The organism is Buttiauxella gaviniae (genome assembly GCF_040786275.1).
GTDB classification, from domain to species: domain Bacteria; phylum Pseudomonadota; class Gammaproteobacteria; order Enterobacterales; family Enterobacteriaceae; genus Buttiauxella; species Buttiauxella gaviniae_A.
The window spans coordinates 3872964-3887768 of record NZ_JBFMVT010000002.1 but is presented as its reverse complement, the minus strand read 5'-3'; the positions used below and the strand labels follow the sequence as shown (position 1 = coordinate 3887768).

The 14805-nt window shown below is 49.3% G+C and carries 16 protein-coding genes; 6 read left to right on the top strand and 10 right to left on the bottom strand.

Going from position 1 to position 14805, the window contains the following annotated elements:
* Positions 1-20: 20 nt before the first annotated feature.
* From ruvA to aspS, 5 genes are all read right to left on the bottom strand, one after another.
* Positions 21-632, bottom strand: a complete 612-nt coding sequence (gene ruvA, locus AB1E22_RS18525; protein WP_367596697.1) for a Holliday junction branch migration protein RuvA — start codon at positions 630-632, stop codon at positions 21-23.
* Between the two features lie 82 nt (positions 633-714).
* On the bottom strand, positions 715-1236 hold the full coding sequence (gene ruvC, locus AB1E22_RS18520; protein ID WP_034496011.1) for a crossover junction endodeoxyribonuclease RuvC: 522 nt from the start codon (positions 1234-1236) through the stop codon (positions 715-717).
* Positions 1237-1279: 43 nt separating this feature from the next.
* The gene (locus AB1E22_RS18515; RefSeq protein ID WP_367596696.1) at positions 1280-2023 is read right to left on the bottom strand and encodes a YebC/PmpR family DNA-binding transcriptional regulator; all 744 of its coding nucleotides are present in this window, start codon (positions 2021-2023) and stop codon (positions 1280-1282) included.
* A 27-nt stretch (positions 2024-2050) separates the two neighbouring features.
* Entirely contained in the window at positions 2051-2494 is a 444-nt protein-coding gene (gene nudB / locus AB1E22_RS18510) for a dihydroneopterin triphosphate diphosphatase (protein ID WP_367596695.1), read from the bottom strand.
* A gap of 1 nt (position 2495) precedes the next feature.
* Positions 2496-4268, bottom strand: a complete 1773-nt coding sequence (aspS, locus tag AB1E22_RS18505) for an aspartate--tRNA ligase (RefSeq protein WP_367596694.1) — start codon at positions 4266-4268, stop codon at positions 2496-2498.
* Positions 4269-4539: 271 nt separating this feature from the next.
* Here aspS and AB1E22_RS18500 point away from each other — a divergent pair, with 271 nt between their 5' ends.
* The 5 genes from AB1E22_RS18500 (at position 4540) to cmoB (ending at position 8138) form a co-directional block, all read left to right on the top strand.
* A complete protein-coding gene (locus AB1E22_RS18500) occupies positions 4540-5106 on the top strand; it encodes a hydrolase (RefSeq protein WP_367596693.1) in 567 nt (188 codons plus the stop codon).
* Positions 5103-5921, top strand: a complete 819-nt coding sequence (locus AB1E22_RS18495) for a DUF72 domain-containing protein (RefSeq protein ID WP_367596692.1) — start codon at positions 5103-5105, stop codon at positions 5919-5921. Before AB1E22_RS18500 ends, AB1E22_RS18495 begins: the two co-directional genes overlap by 4 nt.
* A 70-nt stretch (positions 5922-5991) precedes the next feature.
* The gene (locus AB1E22_RS18490; protein ID WP_367596691.1) at positions 5992-6387 is read left to right on the top strand and encodes an MAPEG family protein; all 396 of its coding nucleotides are present in this window, start codon (positions 5992-5994) and stop codon (positions 6385-6387) included.
* 39 nt (positions 6388-6426) lie between these two features.
* Positions 6427-7170: a carboxy-S-adenosyl-L-methionine synthase CmoA gene (cmoA, locus tag AB1E22_RS18485; protein WP_367596690.1), complete on the top strand. Its 744-nt coding sequence runs from the start codon at positions 6427-6429 to the stop codon at positions 7168-7170.
* Positions 7167-8138 (top strand): tRNA 5-methoxyuridine(34)/uridine 5-oxyacetic acid(34) synthase CmoB, encoded by a 972-nt coding sequence (gene cmoB, locus AB1E22_RS18480; protein WP_367596689.1) that lies wholly within the window; start codon positions 7167-7169, stop codon positions 8136-8138. The genes cmoA and cmoB overlap by 4 nt, the downstream gene beginning before the upstream one ends.
* Positions 8139-8184: 46 nt before the next feature.
* Here the strand turns inward: cmoB and AB1E22_RS18475 are convergent, their stop codons facing one another.
* Positions 8185-9603, bottom strand: a complete 1419-nt coding sequence (locus AB1E22_RS18475) for a CBM96 family carbohydrate-binding protein (RefSeq protein ID WP_367596688.1) — start codon at positions 9601-9603, stop codon at positions 8185-8187.
* 194 nt (positions 9604-9797) lie between these two features.
* On the opposite strand from AB1E22_RS18475, the gene AB1E22_RS18470 reads away from it, so the two are divergent.
* Positions 9798-10493, top strand: a complete 696-nt coding sequence (locus AB1E22_RS18470) for an XRE family transcriptional regulator (RefSeq protein WP_367596687.1) — start codon at positions 9798-9800, stop codon at positions 10491-10493.
* Positions 10494-10573: 80 nt separating this feature from the next.
* Here the strand turns inward: AB1E22_RS18470 and AB1E22_RS18465 are convergent, their stop codons facing one another.
* From AB1E22_RS18465 to AB1E22_RS18450, 4 genes are all read right to left on the bottom strand, one after another.
* Positions 10574-10792 carry an acyl carrier protein gene (locus AB1E22_RS18465; RefSeq protein WP_367596686.1) on the bottom strand — a complete coding sequence of 73 codons (219 nt, stop codon included), beginning with the start codon at positions 10790-10792 and terminating at the stop codon, positions 10574-10576.
* Between the two features lie 17 nt (positions 10793-10809).
* Complete coding sequence (locus tag AB1E22_RS18460) at positions 10810-12246, bottom strand: AMP-binding protein (protein WP_367596685.1); 1437 nt, start codon at positions 12244-12246, stop codon at positions 10810-10812.
* Positions 12243-13364 carry a membrane-bound O-acyltransferase gene (locus tag AB1E22_RS18455; protein WP_367596684.1) on the bottom strand — a complete coding sequence of 374 codons (1122 nt, stop codon included), beginning with the start codon at positions 13362-13364 and terminating at the stop codon, positions 12243-12245. Before AB1E22_RS18455 ends, AB1E22_RS18460 begins: the two co-directional genes overlap by 4 nt.
* 127 nt (positions 13365-13491) lie before the next feature.
* Positions 13492-14631, bottom strand: coding sequence for a D-alanyl-lipoteichoic acid biosynthesis protein DltD (locus AB1E22_RS18450; RefSeq protein ID WP_367596683.1), 1140 nt, complete (start codon positions 14629-14631; stop codon positions 13492-13494).
* Positions 14632-14805 lie beyond the last annotated feature (174 nt).

Below are 14805 nucleotides of genomic sequence, written 5' to 3'. Positions count from 1 at the left end.
TTCATCTACCTCAAGGGGCTTCAAAGTGCAGCGCGTAATGCTTCACGAATCAGAGTTTCACAATCGGCACCGGCTCGGCCGACTTTACTGATCATGCGGCTGGCTTCTTGTGGTTTATAGCCCAGAGATACCAGCGCGGCAACCGCTTCCGCTTCTGCGTCATCCGTTGCTCCGCTGTCTGGCGCGGTAAGGACCAAGTCAGCTGCCGGCGTAAACAGATCGCCATGCATGCCTTTAAAGCGGTCTTTCATTTCGACAATTAAGCGCTCTGCGGTTTTTTTACCGACCCCAGGTAGTTTGACCAACGAGCCAATTTCTTCACGCTCGACGGCATTCACAAACTGCTGTGCCGACATGCCGGAAAGGATTGCCAGCGCCAGTTTTGGGCCTACGCCATTCACTTTGATAAGCTCACGGAACAGAGTACGTTCTTGTTTATTGTTAAAACCGTAGAGCAATTGCGCGTCTTCACGCACCACAAACTGGGTAAACACCACCGCTTCTTTACCGATTTCCGGTAATTCATAGAAGCAGGTCATCGGCATATGCACTTCATACCCTACGCCACCCACTTCCATTAATACCAGCGGGGGCTGTTTTTCCAGGATGATGCCTCTGAGTCGTCCAATCACAATGCTGCTCCTGAGCTTATGCAAAAAATTTTGCTTATCATATTAAAAAGGCTGGATAGATATCCAGCCTTTTATTTTATATCTATTTTAACCGGCCCCGCGACAAATTAAGCCGCGTGTCACTCATCTGCATTGAGTTCTGCGTAACGTGGCAATGGGTGATCGCTATTGCCAGCGCATCGGCCGCATCGGCCTGCGGATTTGCGGAGAGTTTTAGTAAGGTGCGCACCATATGTTGCACCTGGCTTTTCTCGGCGCTCCCGATGCCAACTACCGTCTGTTTTACCTGACGGGCCGCATACTCAAACACGGGTAAGTCGTGGTTTACCGCCGCGACAATCGCCGCGCCACGTGCCTGGCCGAGTTTAAGTGCAGAATCGGCATTCTTCGCCATAAAAACGGATTCGATGGCAAAATATTCAGGCTGAAACTGGGTAATAATTTCGCTCACCCCCGCGTATATAAGCTTCAAACGCGAGGGTAAGTCGGTCACCTGAGTACGAATACAGCCGCTACCCAGATAGGTTAGCTGCCGACCGGTCTGACGAATAACGCCATAGCCGGTAACGCGTGACCCCGGGTCGATGCCGAGAATAATCGCCATCACGCGTTCCTCATAAACAGCAGGACGGATTCAGACAACGCCATTACAGCGTCGCCGCCACCTCGTCAGAGATCTCACCGTTGTGATAAACCTCTTGCACGTCGTCACAGTCTTCCAACATGTCGATCAGGCGCATCAGTTTCGGTGCCGTTTCCGCATCCATATCCGCTTTCGTGGATGGGATCATGGAAACTTCTGCTTCGTCAGCTTTCAGGCCAGCGGCTTCCAGCGCGTCACGTACTGCGCCCATTTCTTCCCAGGCTGTGAACACGTCGATTGCACCGTCATCGTAAGAAACGACGTCTTCAGCACCCGCTTCAAGCGCGGCTTCCATCACGGTATCTTCATCTTTGCCCGGTGCGTAGGAGATGATGCCTTTTTTGGTGAACAGGTACGCTACAGAGCCGTCAGTTCCCAGGTTACCGCCACATTTATTGAACGCATGACGCACTTCCGCCACGGTACGGTTACGGTTGTCGCTCAGGCACTCAACCATGACCGCAGAACCGCCAGGACCGTAACCTTCATAAATGATGGTTTCCATGTTCGCGTCTTCGTCACCGCCAACGCCACGTGCAATCGCACGGTTTAGCGTGTCACGCGTCATATTGTTGGATAACGCTTTATCAATCGCTGCGCGCAGACGCGGGTTAGAACCTGCATCACCACCGCCCAGACGAGCTGCGGTTACCAGCTCACGAATGATTTTGGTAAAAATTTTACCGCGCTTGGCATCTTGTGCCGCTTTGCGGTGTTTCGTGTTGGCCCACTTACTGTGACCTGCCATACATATTTCCTCAAAGAGCGCGCCTTCTCAGGCCGCGTTAATTACAAACTCTTCAATCGCTTGCCGGTTGCTCCACGACTTAGTCATAGCAGCCGCAGCGTGTGCGTCTGTCCACTCCCAGGCCAGATGTTCCGAAATGGTAATCGGCCTTTCGTTTGGCAGCGCAAGACAGAACCAATATTCTGTGTTGCGCGTAATGCCCGGCGCATAGCGATGACGCAAATGTGTAAAAATCTCAAACTCCACACAGCGTTGGCAGTCATTCAAGGCCAGTTGTTCTGAGACAACATCAACATCGACCTCTTCCTTTACTTCACGCTGTGCGGCTTCCAGCGCGGTTTCACCCTCTTCTATGCTGCCGGTAACCGACTGCCAGAATTCAGGATCGTCGCGCCGCTGTAACATGAGCACCCGTCCGGTATCCTTCGCGAAAATCACTACCAACACCGAGACGGGACGCTTATAGGCCATGTTATTCTTTCTCAGCCTTTTTAATGACGGCTACACCCAGTTCAGCCAGAGCCGTTGGGTTCGCGAAACTTGGCGCTTCGGTCATCAGACACGCTGCTGCAGTTGTTTTCGGGAACGCGATAACATCACGGATGTTGTCAGTGCCGGTCAACAGCATGGTCAGACGGTCCAGGCCAAAAGCCAGGCCCGCATGCGGAGGAGTACCGTATTTCAGTGCATCGAGCAGGAAGCCGAACTTCTCACGCTGATCTTCTTCGGTAATTCCCAGAATGCCAAACACGGTCTGCTGCATCTGACCATTGTGAATACGTACGGAACCGCCACCCACTTCGTAACCGTTGATCACCATATCGTAAGCGTTCGCTACAGCCGCTTCTGGATCTGCCGCTAACTCTTCTGGCGTCATATCTTTCGGTGCGGTGAACGGATGGTGCATCGCGGTCAGGCCGCCTTCACCGTTGTCTTCAAACATTGGGAAATCGATAACCCACAGCGGTGCCCATGCGTTTTCATCGGTAATGCTCAGGTCTTTACCAATTTTCAAACGCAGTGCGCCAAGCGCATCGGCAACCACTTTTTTACTGTCTGCGCCGAAGAAGATCATGTCGCCATCTTGCGCACCGGTGCGAGCCAGAATCGCTTCAACGATTTCCGCATTCAGGAACTTAGCAACCGGGCTAGTAATACCTTCGATGCCTTTAGCGCGCTCGTTGACTTTGATATAAGCCAACCCTTTCGCGCCGTAAATCTCAATGAACTTGCCGTATTCGTCAATTTGTTTACGGCTTAACTGTGCGCCGCCTGGCACACGCAGCGCTGCAACGCGACCTTTCGCGTCATTTGCCGGGCCAGAGAACACTTTGAACTCAACGTCTTTTACCAGATCGGCAACGTCAACCAGCTCCATCGGGTTACGCAAGTCTGGTTTATCAGAACCGTAACGACGCTCGGCTTCGGCGAAGGTCATGATCGGGAAATCGCCCAAATCGACGCTTTTCACATCCAGCCACAGATCGCGAACCAGTTTTTCCATCACTTCACGCACTTGCGGTGCGGTCATGAAGGAGGTTTCAACGTCGATCTGGGTAAATTCAGGCTGGCGGTCAGCACGCAAGTCTTCATCACGGAAGCATTTCACGATCTGGTAGTAGCGATCGAAGCCGGACATCATCAGCAGCTGTTTGAAGAGCTGTGGAGACTGCGGCAGCGCGTAGAATTTACCTTTATGCACGCGGCTTGGAACCAGATAGTCACGCGCACCTTCTGGCGTGGCTTTGGTCAGCATTGGGGTTTCGATGTCCAGGAAGCCGTGATCGTCCATAAAGCGGCGCACGAAGCTGGTGATTTTCGCACGCGTCTTCAGGCGGTTTGCCATTTCCGGGCGACGTAAATCCAGGTAGCGGAATTTCAGACGCGCTTCTTCAGTGTTGACGTGGTTGGAGTCAAGCGGCAGCGCTTCTGAACGGTTGATGATGGTTAAATCGGTGGCGAAAACCTCTACCGCACCGGTAGCCATATCTTTGTTGATATTTTTCTCATCACGCGGACGAACGGTGCCGGTGATTTGAATGCAGAACTCATTACGCAGTTCGGAGGCAAGCTGGAATGCGTCCTGGCGATCCGGGTCGAAAAACACCTGCACGATGCCTTCGCGATCGCGCATATCAATAAAGATAAGGCTACCGAGGTCACGACGACGATTTACCCAACCACACAGTGTTACTTGTTGTCCCACATGAGATTGATTGAGCTGCCCGCAATATACTGTACGCATGAGATATCCCTTAAATTAGCCGCTCGCTGTTTGTGACCTGCGCTTACAGGCTACATGGTGGCCGCTATTTTGTATGTCAGTAATAGATGAAAAAAGGGGGCCATTATACTGGAAATAATGCCCGGCGATAAGTCCGATACAACTGACTGGCGCGTTTCAAAGCGCCTGTTTGGGCAAAACTCACAAAAATTAACAAAATTTGTAAACGATCGCGCCCTCGTTCCATCGTAAGGTATTAAGCGCAAACCTCATTTTGAATCGGAGTCACCGAATGTTAGAACTGAATACTTCCCGAACCGCGCTGGTTGTGATTGATTTGCAGGAAGGGATCCTGCCGTTTGCGGGCGGCCCGCACAGCGCACAGGATGTGGTGGCTCGCTCAGCCAAACTCGCTGAAAAATTCCGCGCAAACAATGCGCCAGTGATTATGGTGCGCGTTGGCTGGTCAAAAGACTTTGCAGAAGCCCTGAAACAACCCGTCGATGCGCAAGCAGGCGCGCATGCTTTACCTGAAAACTGGTGGTTATACCCGCAGGCACTGGGTAAACAAGAGAGCGATATCGAAGTGACCAAACGCCAGTGGGGCGCATTTTACGGCACGGATTTGGAACTCCAGTTACGCCGTCGCGGCATTGACACCATCGTGCTGTGCGGTATTTCTACCAATATTGGCGTGGAATCCACCGCGCGTAACGCCTGGGAATTGGGCTTTAATCTGGTGATTGCAGAAGATGCCTGTAGTGCCGCCAGCAGCGACCAACATCAGGGCAGCATGACGAATATCTTCCCGCGTATCGCCCGCGTTCGTAGCACTGAAGAGGTCCTCGCAGCGCTGTGATTTATGTCGGCCTTCCACAATGGTCACACCCCAAATGGGGGCGACTGGGCATAACGTCTCTTGAAGATTACGCTCGCCACTTTAACTGTGTGGAAGGCAACACTACGCTCTATGCGCTACCTAAAGCGGAAACGGTGCAGCGCTGGCGCGAGATGACCCGCGACGATTTCCGTTTCTGCTTTAAATTTCCTGCCACGATTTCGCATCAGGCTTCTTTGCGCCAGTGCGGTGATTTAACCGCGGAATTTCTCGACCGTATGTCGCCCCTGGCAAATCGCATCGGGCAATACTGGCTTCAGCTTCCGGCAAGTTTTGGCCCAACGGATTTGCCCGCGCTCTGGAGTTTCCTCGATACCTTGCCGAAAGTTTTCACCTATGGCGTCGAAGTCAGGCACCCGCTATTTTTCGATAAAGGGCCGGACGAACAAGCCTTGAATCGCGGTCTACATGAGCGCGGCGTCAACCGCGTGATTCTTGATAGCCGTCCGGTTCATAGCGCAAAGCCCGACAACGAAGCTATTCGCGAAGCCCAACGTAAAAAACCTATAGTCCCTGTTCATGCCCTTCTCACCGCCAGTCACCCCATGGTGCGTTTTATCGGCAGCAACGATATGCAGCAAAACCAGGCGTTTTTTGATGCCTGGTTAAAAACATTGCCCAAATGGGAGCAAAACTCCACGCCCTATCTGTTTTTACATACGCCGGATATTGGGCAAGTTTATGATTTAGTCCACACTCTTTGGCCCGCGCTGCAACAGGCTTTCCCGGCGCTCGGTAACGAACCGGCTATCCCCAAACAAGACACCCTATTTTAGGAGTAGCGACAGCTTACAGGTTGCACTGCTATCATAGGCGGTGCTGGAACTATCTCTAAAGGATGTGAGTATGGTAAGCGCGCTCTACGCCGTTTTGGGTGCTTTGTTACTGATTAAGTTCTCGTTTGATGTTGTTCGTATGCGTTTGCAGTACCGCGTCTCGTATGGTGACGGCGGTTTTAGCGAACTACAGAGTGCGATTCGAATTCACGGTAATGCGGTGGAGTATATTCCCATCGCATTACTGCTTTTGTTATTGATGGAAATGAACGGTGCCGAAACCTGGATGGTGCATATTTGTGGGCTGCTGCTGATTGTCGGGCGCCTGGTGCATGCCTACGGTTTTCATCACCGTTTAATCCGCTGGCGTCGCTCTGGTATGAGCGCGACCTGGTGTTCATTGATACTTATGGTGCTGGCTAACCTGTGGTATATGCCATGGGAGTTGGTTTTCTCGCTGCATTAACGCAAAATATGCCCCTTTCGAATTTCCGGATTTAACGTTATGTCTGACCGCGATACGCTGTTTTCCGCCCCGATCGCCAAATTAGGTGACTGGACCTTTGATGAACGCGTGGCTGAAGTGTTCCCCGATATGATTCAACGATCGGTGCCTGGCTATTCCAATATCATCTCGATGATTGGCATGCTGGCAGAACGTTTTGTCGCACCGGGTAGCCAGGTTTATGACCTTGGCTGTTCACTTGGCGCGGCAACATTATCGGTGCGTCGCAATATTCATCATGACAACTGCAAAATTATCGCGGTCGATAACTCTCCGGCTATGGTCGAACGCTGCCGCCGTCATCTTGATGCGTTTAAAGCACAAACCCCGGTCGACGTTATTGAAGGCGATATCCGCGATATCGTTATTGAAAATGCCTCGATGGTGGTGCTGAATTTCACCCTGCAGTTTCTTGAGCCTGATGACCGTCAGTTGCTGCTCGAAAAAATCTACAAAGGCCTGAACCCAGGCGGGGCATTAGTGCTGTCTGAAAAATTCAGCTTCGAAGATGGCGACGTGGGCGAATTGCTGTTCAATATGCACCACGATTTTAAACGTGCGAACGGTTACAGCGAATTAGAAATCAGCCAGAAACGCAGCATGCTTGAAAATGTCATGCTCACCGACTCCGTCGAAACACATAAAAAACGCCTCAAGCAAGCCGGATTTGACCACGCAGAATTATGGTTCCAGTGCTTTAACTTTGGCTCTTTAGTTGCACTGAAATCAGGAACTCCCGCATGATCGACTTTGGTAATTTTTATCAGCTTATTGCTAAAAGCCCGCTGGCTCCGTGGCTGGAAACTCTGCCCGCGCAAATTGCGACCTGGCAGCGTGAAAACCTGCACGGCCAGTTTAAGCACTGGTACAACACGGTTGAATACCTTCCGGAGCTTCAACCGCACCGCCTTGATTTATTGCACAGCGTGACCGCCCAATCTCTGACACCGCTTAGCGATGGCCAACGTTTAGGGATCGAAAAATTACTGCGTAACCTGATGCCGTGGCGCAAAGGCCCCTATTCACTTTACGGTGTAGATATCGACACCGAGTGGCGCTCTGACCTGAAGTGGGATCGTGTGCTACCGCATATCTCCCCGCTCGCCGGGCGTACCATTCTTGATGTTGGCTGCGGAAGCGGCTACCACCTGTGGCGTATGATTGGCGCGGGCGCGCATCTGGCAGTGGGTATCGACCCGATGCAACTGTTCGTTTGCCAGTTCGAAGCGGTGCGCAAACTGCTGGGTAACGACCAGCGTGCGCATGTGCTGCCGCTTGGCATTGAACAGCTTCCAGAGCTGAATATCTTCGATACCGTATTTTCGATGGGTGTGCTTTACCACCGCCGTTCTCCGCTCGATCACCTCTACCAGTTGAAAAACCAACTGGCGAAAGACGGCGAACTGGTTCTGGAAACGCTGGTGGTTGAAGGCGATGAAAACACCGTTCTGGTACCAGGCGAGCGTTACGCGCAGATGCGCAACGTCTACTTTATTCCGTCGGCGCTGGCGTTAAAAAATTGGCTGGAGAAATGTGGCTTTGTGGATGTGAAGATCGTCGACCATTGCTACACCACAAGCGATGAACAGCGTCGCACCAGTTGGTTGACGACCGAATCACTGGCCGATTTCCTCGACCCGAACGACAGCAGCAAAACAATTGAAGGCTACCCTGCCCCACTGCGTGCCGTTTTAGTGGCGCGTAAGCCATAAGAAGAAAAAACAGGGCAGCCTGCTTAGCCGCTGCCCTGCTTTACGTTTAAACCCCCAGTGGATTCACTGAGATCACATACAGAACCGGTTTATTCGCCCCTTCCTTACTGCTGAACGTGAAGGCATCGTTGTTATTGGTGCCATCGCGCATGCAGAAGGAGATTGAGGTTTGCCCCGCCTTCAGCGCATTGTTCACCGCATCAGTCACATCCACAGTGCGATATTGCTGCACGTTATCCAAATAAAGTGAAGACGATGAGCCGCTACAGGCTGGAGCATTATCCATCGTGATGCTGTTCTCATCCCATGTATTGCTAACCGGGGTGAAATAGAGCATTTGAGCGTTAGTATTAATGCTATTGCCGCCGTACATCATCAGCTTATAGGTAGGCTTAAAGTTAGCCGGGAAATTACTCGCCCCGGTGGGGATGGTGAAACGCATGTAGCTATTTGACTGCGGATACCCTGCTCCGGCATTTTGGGCCACCAGCGTCGGGTCGCTGCCAAAGTTAGTCGCATGAGCATCCCCGCCCCGCACCGTCGCATCCGCCGTCGGTTCAGAGTAGTTATAGGCAATTTCTTTGCTACAGACTCTGCCTTTGTTCAGGCAGTAGTCCGCCATAAACTGCGCGGCAGTGGCTTTCCAGGCGTTGAAAAAGTCAGCGTGAGCCGTATACATCGAGCCCCAGTTAAGCTGAGTCACGTTCCCCTGGGCATCCAGCGTTGGATCCATGGAAAGCTGCGCGTGGCTTAAATCCGTCACGTTGCCGATCATGTAAGCCACGTTCAGGCTGATATGCGGCAGGCGCACCGGATACCCGGCAGGACAGGCCCCGCTGCTGTTCGGATAAGCAATATTGTTCGGCCCGCCCATCATCACCATCGGAGCCAGATTTTGCCCATCCCAGCAGGTAGGGAAACTGATGCCGATATTAAACTGCGTTCCCTTCTCCGGGTCGGGGACACAATTCGTCGGCACTGTGCTGCTATACCCCCTGCCGGTGCACAAAAACGAGACGTTCGGATTTGGCCCCGTACCCATATGGTTACCCGCCAGCATCTGAATGCCAGACGGGAAAGCGTTGATAGGATAGCGGTTGCTACTCGGAATAGCCTCGTTGGTATAGTAGGTTTTCTGATATGCGGGTTTCACAATAGTGCCATTCGCAAGACGCAGCGACGGCACCCAATAGGATGTCGCATCAGCCACGTTTTCACAGGTGCTGGTTGGATTAGCCAGCAGGCTGGTGCCCGTTGAATTACCATTGGCGGTGGTGTTGCCAAAGAAATCGTGAGACATCGCAACGCCGGGTTTTCCGGGATAAAGAATCGGATCGTCCGGCAGAGTGTGGGAATAGCTGCAAACAACGTTTACAGACCCATCGGGCAGAGTATCTTCAGCCATAGCTGCATGGCATCCCATCAATCCGCCAACCAGCGCCAGGGTGGTCAGTAATAATTTCATGTTTATCTCCTCGAGATAGCTCAGGATGATGACAGAACCGGGCCCGATAGTGTCAAAATATGCGTTTAACGCAAAACAAGGTGCTCACATTGCGTATGGATACCTGTAAATTTGCGTTATTTGCATACTAGGCATATTTATCACTTCATGCAAATAAATTTGCACATAACGCAAAAATGACTTTTAATGACGCTATGAATATTGGAAAACGCATTCGTGAAATTCGCCAGCGGCGAGACATGACCATTACCGATCTGGCTGAAGCTATTGGGAGCGATGCTGGCAATATCTCGCGCCTGGAAACCGGTAAACAAAAGTCCTTCACTGAAGACCTGCTTGGGCGTATCGCCGAGGCGCTTGCCATCAACGTCAACGATCTGTTTACTCACAACGAAACTGACTATACTGTACATAAAACCAGTAGCCCTGTTGAAAGTGAACAGAAGGATGGAAATGTGTTTCGTGTAGAAATACTGGATGTCAGCGCCAGTGCTGGTGAGGGGTACGTAAGCGGGAGCGATGTGGTTGATATCATCCACTCTATTGTCTACAACGCCGAACACGCCGCAGCGCTATTCGGCGGCCGGCCCGAATCGGCGGTAAAAGTCATCAACGTACGCGGCGACAGTATGTCCGGCACTCTGGAGCCTGGCGATTTGATCTTTGTCGACGTGGCGGTTCGTCAGTTTGACGGCGACGGAATTTATGTTTTTGGCTTTGACGATAAAATTCACGTCAAGCGGCTGCAAATGGTGCCGGACCGCATTCTGGTTCTTTCCGACAACACTAAGTACCGCGAATGGGCGATAGAAAAAAGCAATGAGCACCGCTTTTATATCTATGGAAAAGTGCTGATAAGCCAGACGCAGGAGTTCCGTCGTCACGGTTAGACAAATGGGCTAGTTTGCGCAAAACGCAAATAGCTACATCCGTTGACTAACCCCGGCAAAAAACCGGGGTTATATTTTATTTAAGCGTTTTCTTCAAGCCATGCCGCTAATATTGCAGGCGTTTTCAGGACACTTGCCACTTCGGTCGGTGGAATGGCGCATCCGAATTCCGCTTGCACTTCCAGAACCACGTCAACGGCGGTAATAGAATCGAGAATATCGGATTCAATCAGCTCATCGTGAAAAGCGACTTTACGCGATAAAACACTTTCAAATAATGCTAAAACTTTCTGTTCCATTTTCTGCCCTTAGATGATTAACAGGTGCGAGCCTGTGCATCGAGTAATTTGCGGTCAATCTTCCCGTTAGGGTTGAGAGGTAATGCGTCCATGATGACAATCTGAGATGGCACCATATAAGACGGTAAAGTTTGTGCGAGAGTCGCTTTGATCTCTTTTTCAGAAAGCTTTGAGGTGCAAAAAGCGGCAAGGCGTAAGACAGCACCATCTTTTTTAGTCAGGGGTAACACCACCGCTTCGCTAATACCCGAAAGTGCCAACAGACGGTTTTCGATTTCATGGATTTCAATACGGTAGCCATTCATTTTAATCTGGCTGTCGTTACGTCCCTGGCAATAGAGGTAATTATTCCTGACATGCCCCAAATCGCCGGTTTTATAGCCGCGCCATTGTTTATTTCCATTCCATAAAAGTTTTTGGGCATTCTCATCAGGCAAACCGAGATAGCCGCGCATCACGTTTTTTCCCCAGATAATTAATTCGTTATCTGCGGTAATTTCCATTTCCGAATGCGGCATCATGTGGCCTATCGGCAAGAGATCGCACGACTCTTTCAGCATTTCATCGCTAATTTCTACCACCGTGGTGGCGACTGTCGCTTCGGTTGGGCCATAGGAGTTGAGTATTTTTGCCTCAGGGAACAGACGGCGCAAATGCTTGACCAGCGCTTTACTCAGTACTTCGCCGATAAAAATAAACACTTTAAGATCGGACAAATAATCAGCGCGAAATTCAGGAAGCAATAATTTTTGATAAGCAAATGAAGGTGTAGAAACCCATACTGACACCTTTTCTTGCTTAAGACTTGCTAACCAGTTTTCGCCTGCAATATCTTCTTTTGCATTTAGTACAAGGTGCCCTGCTGTAGCAAGGTTCCCAAGCAGTGGAATTAAGGATAAGTCGAAACTAAATACGGCATGGTTCATCAATACGGGATTAGCAGGAAGAGAAAAATCAGAACGTAGCCATTGCATGAAATTCCACACGCTTTCCCGACCAATTTGCACACCTTTAGGTTTACCGGTGCTGCCAGAAGTAAACATAATGTAAGCCAAATCACGTTGTTCCAGTTCTTGCGCAGGAAGACCCGTTGCCACAAAACAGCATTGCTGAGCGTCATAATAGAAAGGTGCGCTGGATAATTCGCAGATCTCTTTCAGGCGTTCTACCGGATAGATATTATCGACCGGTATATAAGGAATGTTATGCAATAAGCAGCTATAAATTGCACAAGCAAACTCCGCCTGCTGGTGACCGTAAAGTACCACTGGAACGTTAGCTGCCAATTTTAACGTTGAAAAACGCGCCGACCAATTAAAAACACCAGCCCCAAGTTGCGCCCAGGTCAGACTCTTGTCACTACCCGTGATCGCGGGTTGGTGGCCATTTTGCGGGTCGAGCAACATGGCCCGCAGATAATCATTGAGTTGCTGTAGTTCAGAATTAGTAGTCATACAGGTGACATCCCGCTAAAAATATAAAGAGAGACTGCGGCACTCGCCAGCGTTAAAACTCGCCCGACTAATGAAACAATTGGGTTATTTAACCAGAGCATCATTTCCGGGCTGCGCTTTGCCAGCCAAAGAATCATATTATGAACAACTGAAATTGCGCCAAACAGAGCACCGCTGACAACGTAATTCAATTCCAGACCGTTCCATGCGCCCATACAAAATAGAGTACAAAAAACACCGATATTTTGTGCAGTGGCTTTGTGCCCTCTGAAAAATTCAATCTTCATCAAATTCATATAAATTGGCATAAAGACCACATCACGCAGCCACTCCGACAGGCTAATATGAAATCTACGCCAGAAATCCTGTGGATTTTTTGCAAGGATTGGCAAGTTGAAATTGGCAGGTAAATTAAGGCCAAATAAGCGCCCGGCACCAATAGCCATATTGCTGTAGCCAGCAAAGTCGAAATAAAGATAAAAACTGTAGGCCAGGGACATCACCACACCCACGGTCAGAGTAAAAGGACGGTGACTCCAGTGGCTAATAATGACGTTATCAATCAACATCGCAAACAGGAATTTTTGCACAATTCCATAAAAGATCTGTTCCATAGACTGCAGGAACACCCCCGTCGTTAAACGAAAGTTAGCTTTGCTAATATCCTGAATCCAACTTCTCCAGCGATACATCGGCCCTGCCAGGATAATAAACGGCAAAAAAAGATAGCTGAAATAAATGAAAAAGTTCCGGGAGTCCTTTTTGTTGCGATAGAGTAAAACATCCACCGCTCTGAAGGTCATAAACGACAGCCCTAACATGCCCCAATGATTATTAAGATGCAACTTCACCAGAATAAGAGGCAGCAAACTCAGAATTACAGATTGCCAGGTTTTTATCCAGGATTTGTCTTTTAACGTGGCAATACCGTACAAATAAACAAACATCAGTAATGGGATGGTTACCTGGCTTTTGAATATGTATCCCCAAACAGCAAACATCGCAAAAGCTGAAAACAGTGACGCATAGGTTAACCGATTCCCCACAAGGCGATTAAGCCCGGCGAAAAGTAGCGAACTGGCAAACAACACAGCGAAAAAAGGTGCGCTTGTATACATTATTTTAGCCCTTAAAACTGCTGATATTCGAAATGCAGCTTCAGATTCATACTGTTATCAATAGATGACCAGGCAATGACCGTTGTCAGCAAAAACAAATAGAGGAAAAAGAGTCTGATTGCTTTTTTCATTTTTTAAACGCCTCTGCGATATAACGATCCATCGCCACCCAGGCCACTTCGGTTGGATGAAGACGATCCCAGTTCCACCCAGGTTGATAGCTTTGGTCGTACATATCAAAATATGGGGTATTATATTTTTTCAGCGTCTGTTGGATGAAGCGATCGGTCGGCTGGAATTTTTCCGTATTCTTGAGCGCCCACGGGTTAAGCGGGTCAATAATCACGACTACATTGACCTGACGCTCATGTAGCAGTTTCATCATCGCTATAAACGCTTCTCTTTCTGGGCGCGATGGAGGTGCGGTATACCAGTCTTCCACCGTTTTATCGTCTGCAAAAATCTCTTTATCCATCCATAAAGTTGCAGCACTTTCATGACGAGCAAGATTAAGTTGCTGTGCCTGCTGAAGTTCAGCGCTCCAGTCAATATTTGACCAGTTATCGGGGGACGCAGGCCACGATTGTGTATTCGATTGACCAAAATGGATGAATGATAAAAAATAATTTCTGATCAATTCACAAAATGAAGAGAACTGATAGTTAATTTCTCGCCAGACAATACTGAAATGCCAACCAAAAATACGCATCTGGCTAAACGTCAAATGGTCGACGTCTTGCGGATCCATATGGGTTAAATAATGGGCCAAGATAGGATGCATTGTTGCATCCGACATTAATGGTTTAAATATCGAATCTGGGAAATGATCGGCAAAAATTGTCGGTGGAATACCATCAAAATAGAAGCTATCCGGTGACAGAAGTAACACTAGTTTCGTTTTTGGCGACAAATCCTCTTTAAAGCGCGTCAACAAAGCAAGCTGCGTCATATTATCGACAAAGCTGTCACCATAGGCCACGGTCGGGTGATGCAGTTTGGTATTAAAAAAATTATAAACCGCAAAATGCTCCTTTTCTGAGGTTGAAACTTCTGATGCCCCCAGAAAAAAGATCGCATTCCCATCCAGCGCATGTGAAATGGTTGCAATTTTTTCGGCCTGAACTTTGCGCGTCCCTTCCATGGTTTTAATTAATGGTTGAAACTTTAATGTAGGTTTCCGACTGTTAATATACGGAGGCAGTGTTAAAACCAAAGCTGCAAGGACAGCCATAGCAATATGCAAAAAGAGAGTTTTGTTTATATTCATAATTAACACTACTTTTCAGGCTGCTAAATAAAAATAGAAAAGCCAATTCTATCAACATATTTTAAAAGGATTTTAATATTAAAGAAGTGGAGCGAGTTATTCCTTAGGTGATTAGTATCCGTATGTAACCTAATGTACGGCACGTCTGCAACGCAATAGCCGCATCAATGCATT

Bases quoted from the DNA above. Each gene is read 5' to 3' on its own strand.
- ruvC (WP_034496011.1), bottom strand. From the start codon at position 1,236: ATGGCGATTATTCTCGGCATCGACCCGGGGTCACGCGTTACCGGCTAT.
- AB1E22_RS18515 (WP_367596696.1), bottom strand. From the start codon at position 2,023: ATGGCAGGTCACAGTAAGTGGGCCAACACGAAACACCGCAAAGCGGCA.
- nudB (WP_367596695.1), bottom strand. From the start codon at position 2,494: ATGGCCTATAAGCGTCCCGTCTCGGTGTTGGTAGTGATTTTCGCGAAG.
- aspS (WP_367596694.1), bottom strand. From the start codon at position 4,268: ATGCGTACAGTATATTGCGGGCAGCTCAATCAATCTCATGTGGGACAA.
- AB1E22_RS18500 (WP_367596693.1), top strand. From the start codon at position 4,540: ATGTTAGAACTGAATACTTCCCGAACCGCGCTGGTTGTGATTGATTTG.
- AB1E22_RS18490 (WP_367596691.1), top strand. From the start codon at position 5,992: ATGGTAAGCGCGCTCTACGCCGTTTTGGGTGCTTTGTTACTGATTAAG.
- cmoA (WP_367596690.1), top strand. From the start codon at position 6,427: ATGTCTGACCGCGATACGCTGTTTTCCGCCCCGATCGCCAAATTAGGT.
- cmoB (WP_367596689.1), top strand. From the start codon at position 7,167: ATGATCGACTTTGGTAATTTTTATCAGCTTATTGCTAAAAGCCCGCTG.
- AB1E22_RS18475 (WP_367596688.1), bottom strand. From the start codon at position 9,603: ATGAAATTATTACTGACCACCCTGGCGCTGGTTGGCGGATTGATGGGA.
- AB1E22_RS18470 (WP_367596687.1), top strand. From the start codon at position 9,798: ATGAATATTGGAAAACGCATTCGTGAAATTCGCCAGCGGCGAGACATG.
- AB1E22_RS18465 (WP_367596686.1), bottom strand. From the start codon at position 10,792: ATGGAACAGAAAGTTTTAGCATTATTTGAAAGTGTTTTATCGCGTAAA.
- AB1E22_RS18460 (WP_367596685.1), bottom strand. From the start codon at position 12,246: ATGACTACTAATTCTGAACTACAGCAACTCAATGATTATCTGCGGGCC.
- AB1E22_RS18455 (WP_367596684.1), bottom strand. From the start codon at position 13,364: ATGTATACAAGCGCACCTTTTTTCGCTGTGTTGTTTGCCAGTTCGCTA.
- AB1E22_RS18450 (WP_367596683.1), bottom strand. From the start codon at position 14,631: ATGAATATAAACAAAACTCTCTTTTTGCATATTGCTATGGCTGTCCTT.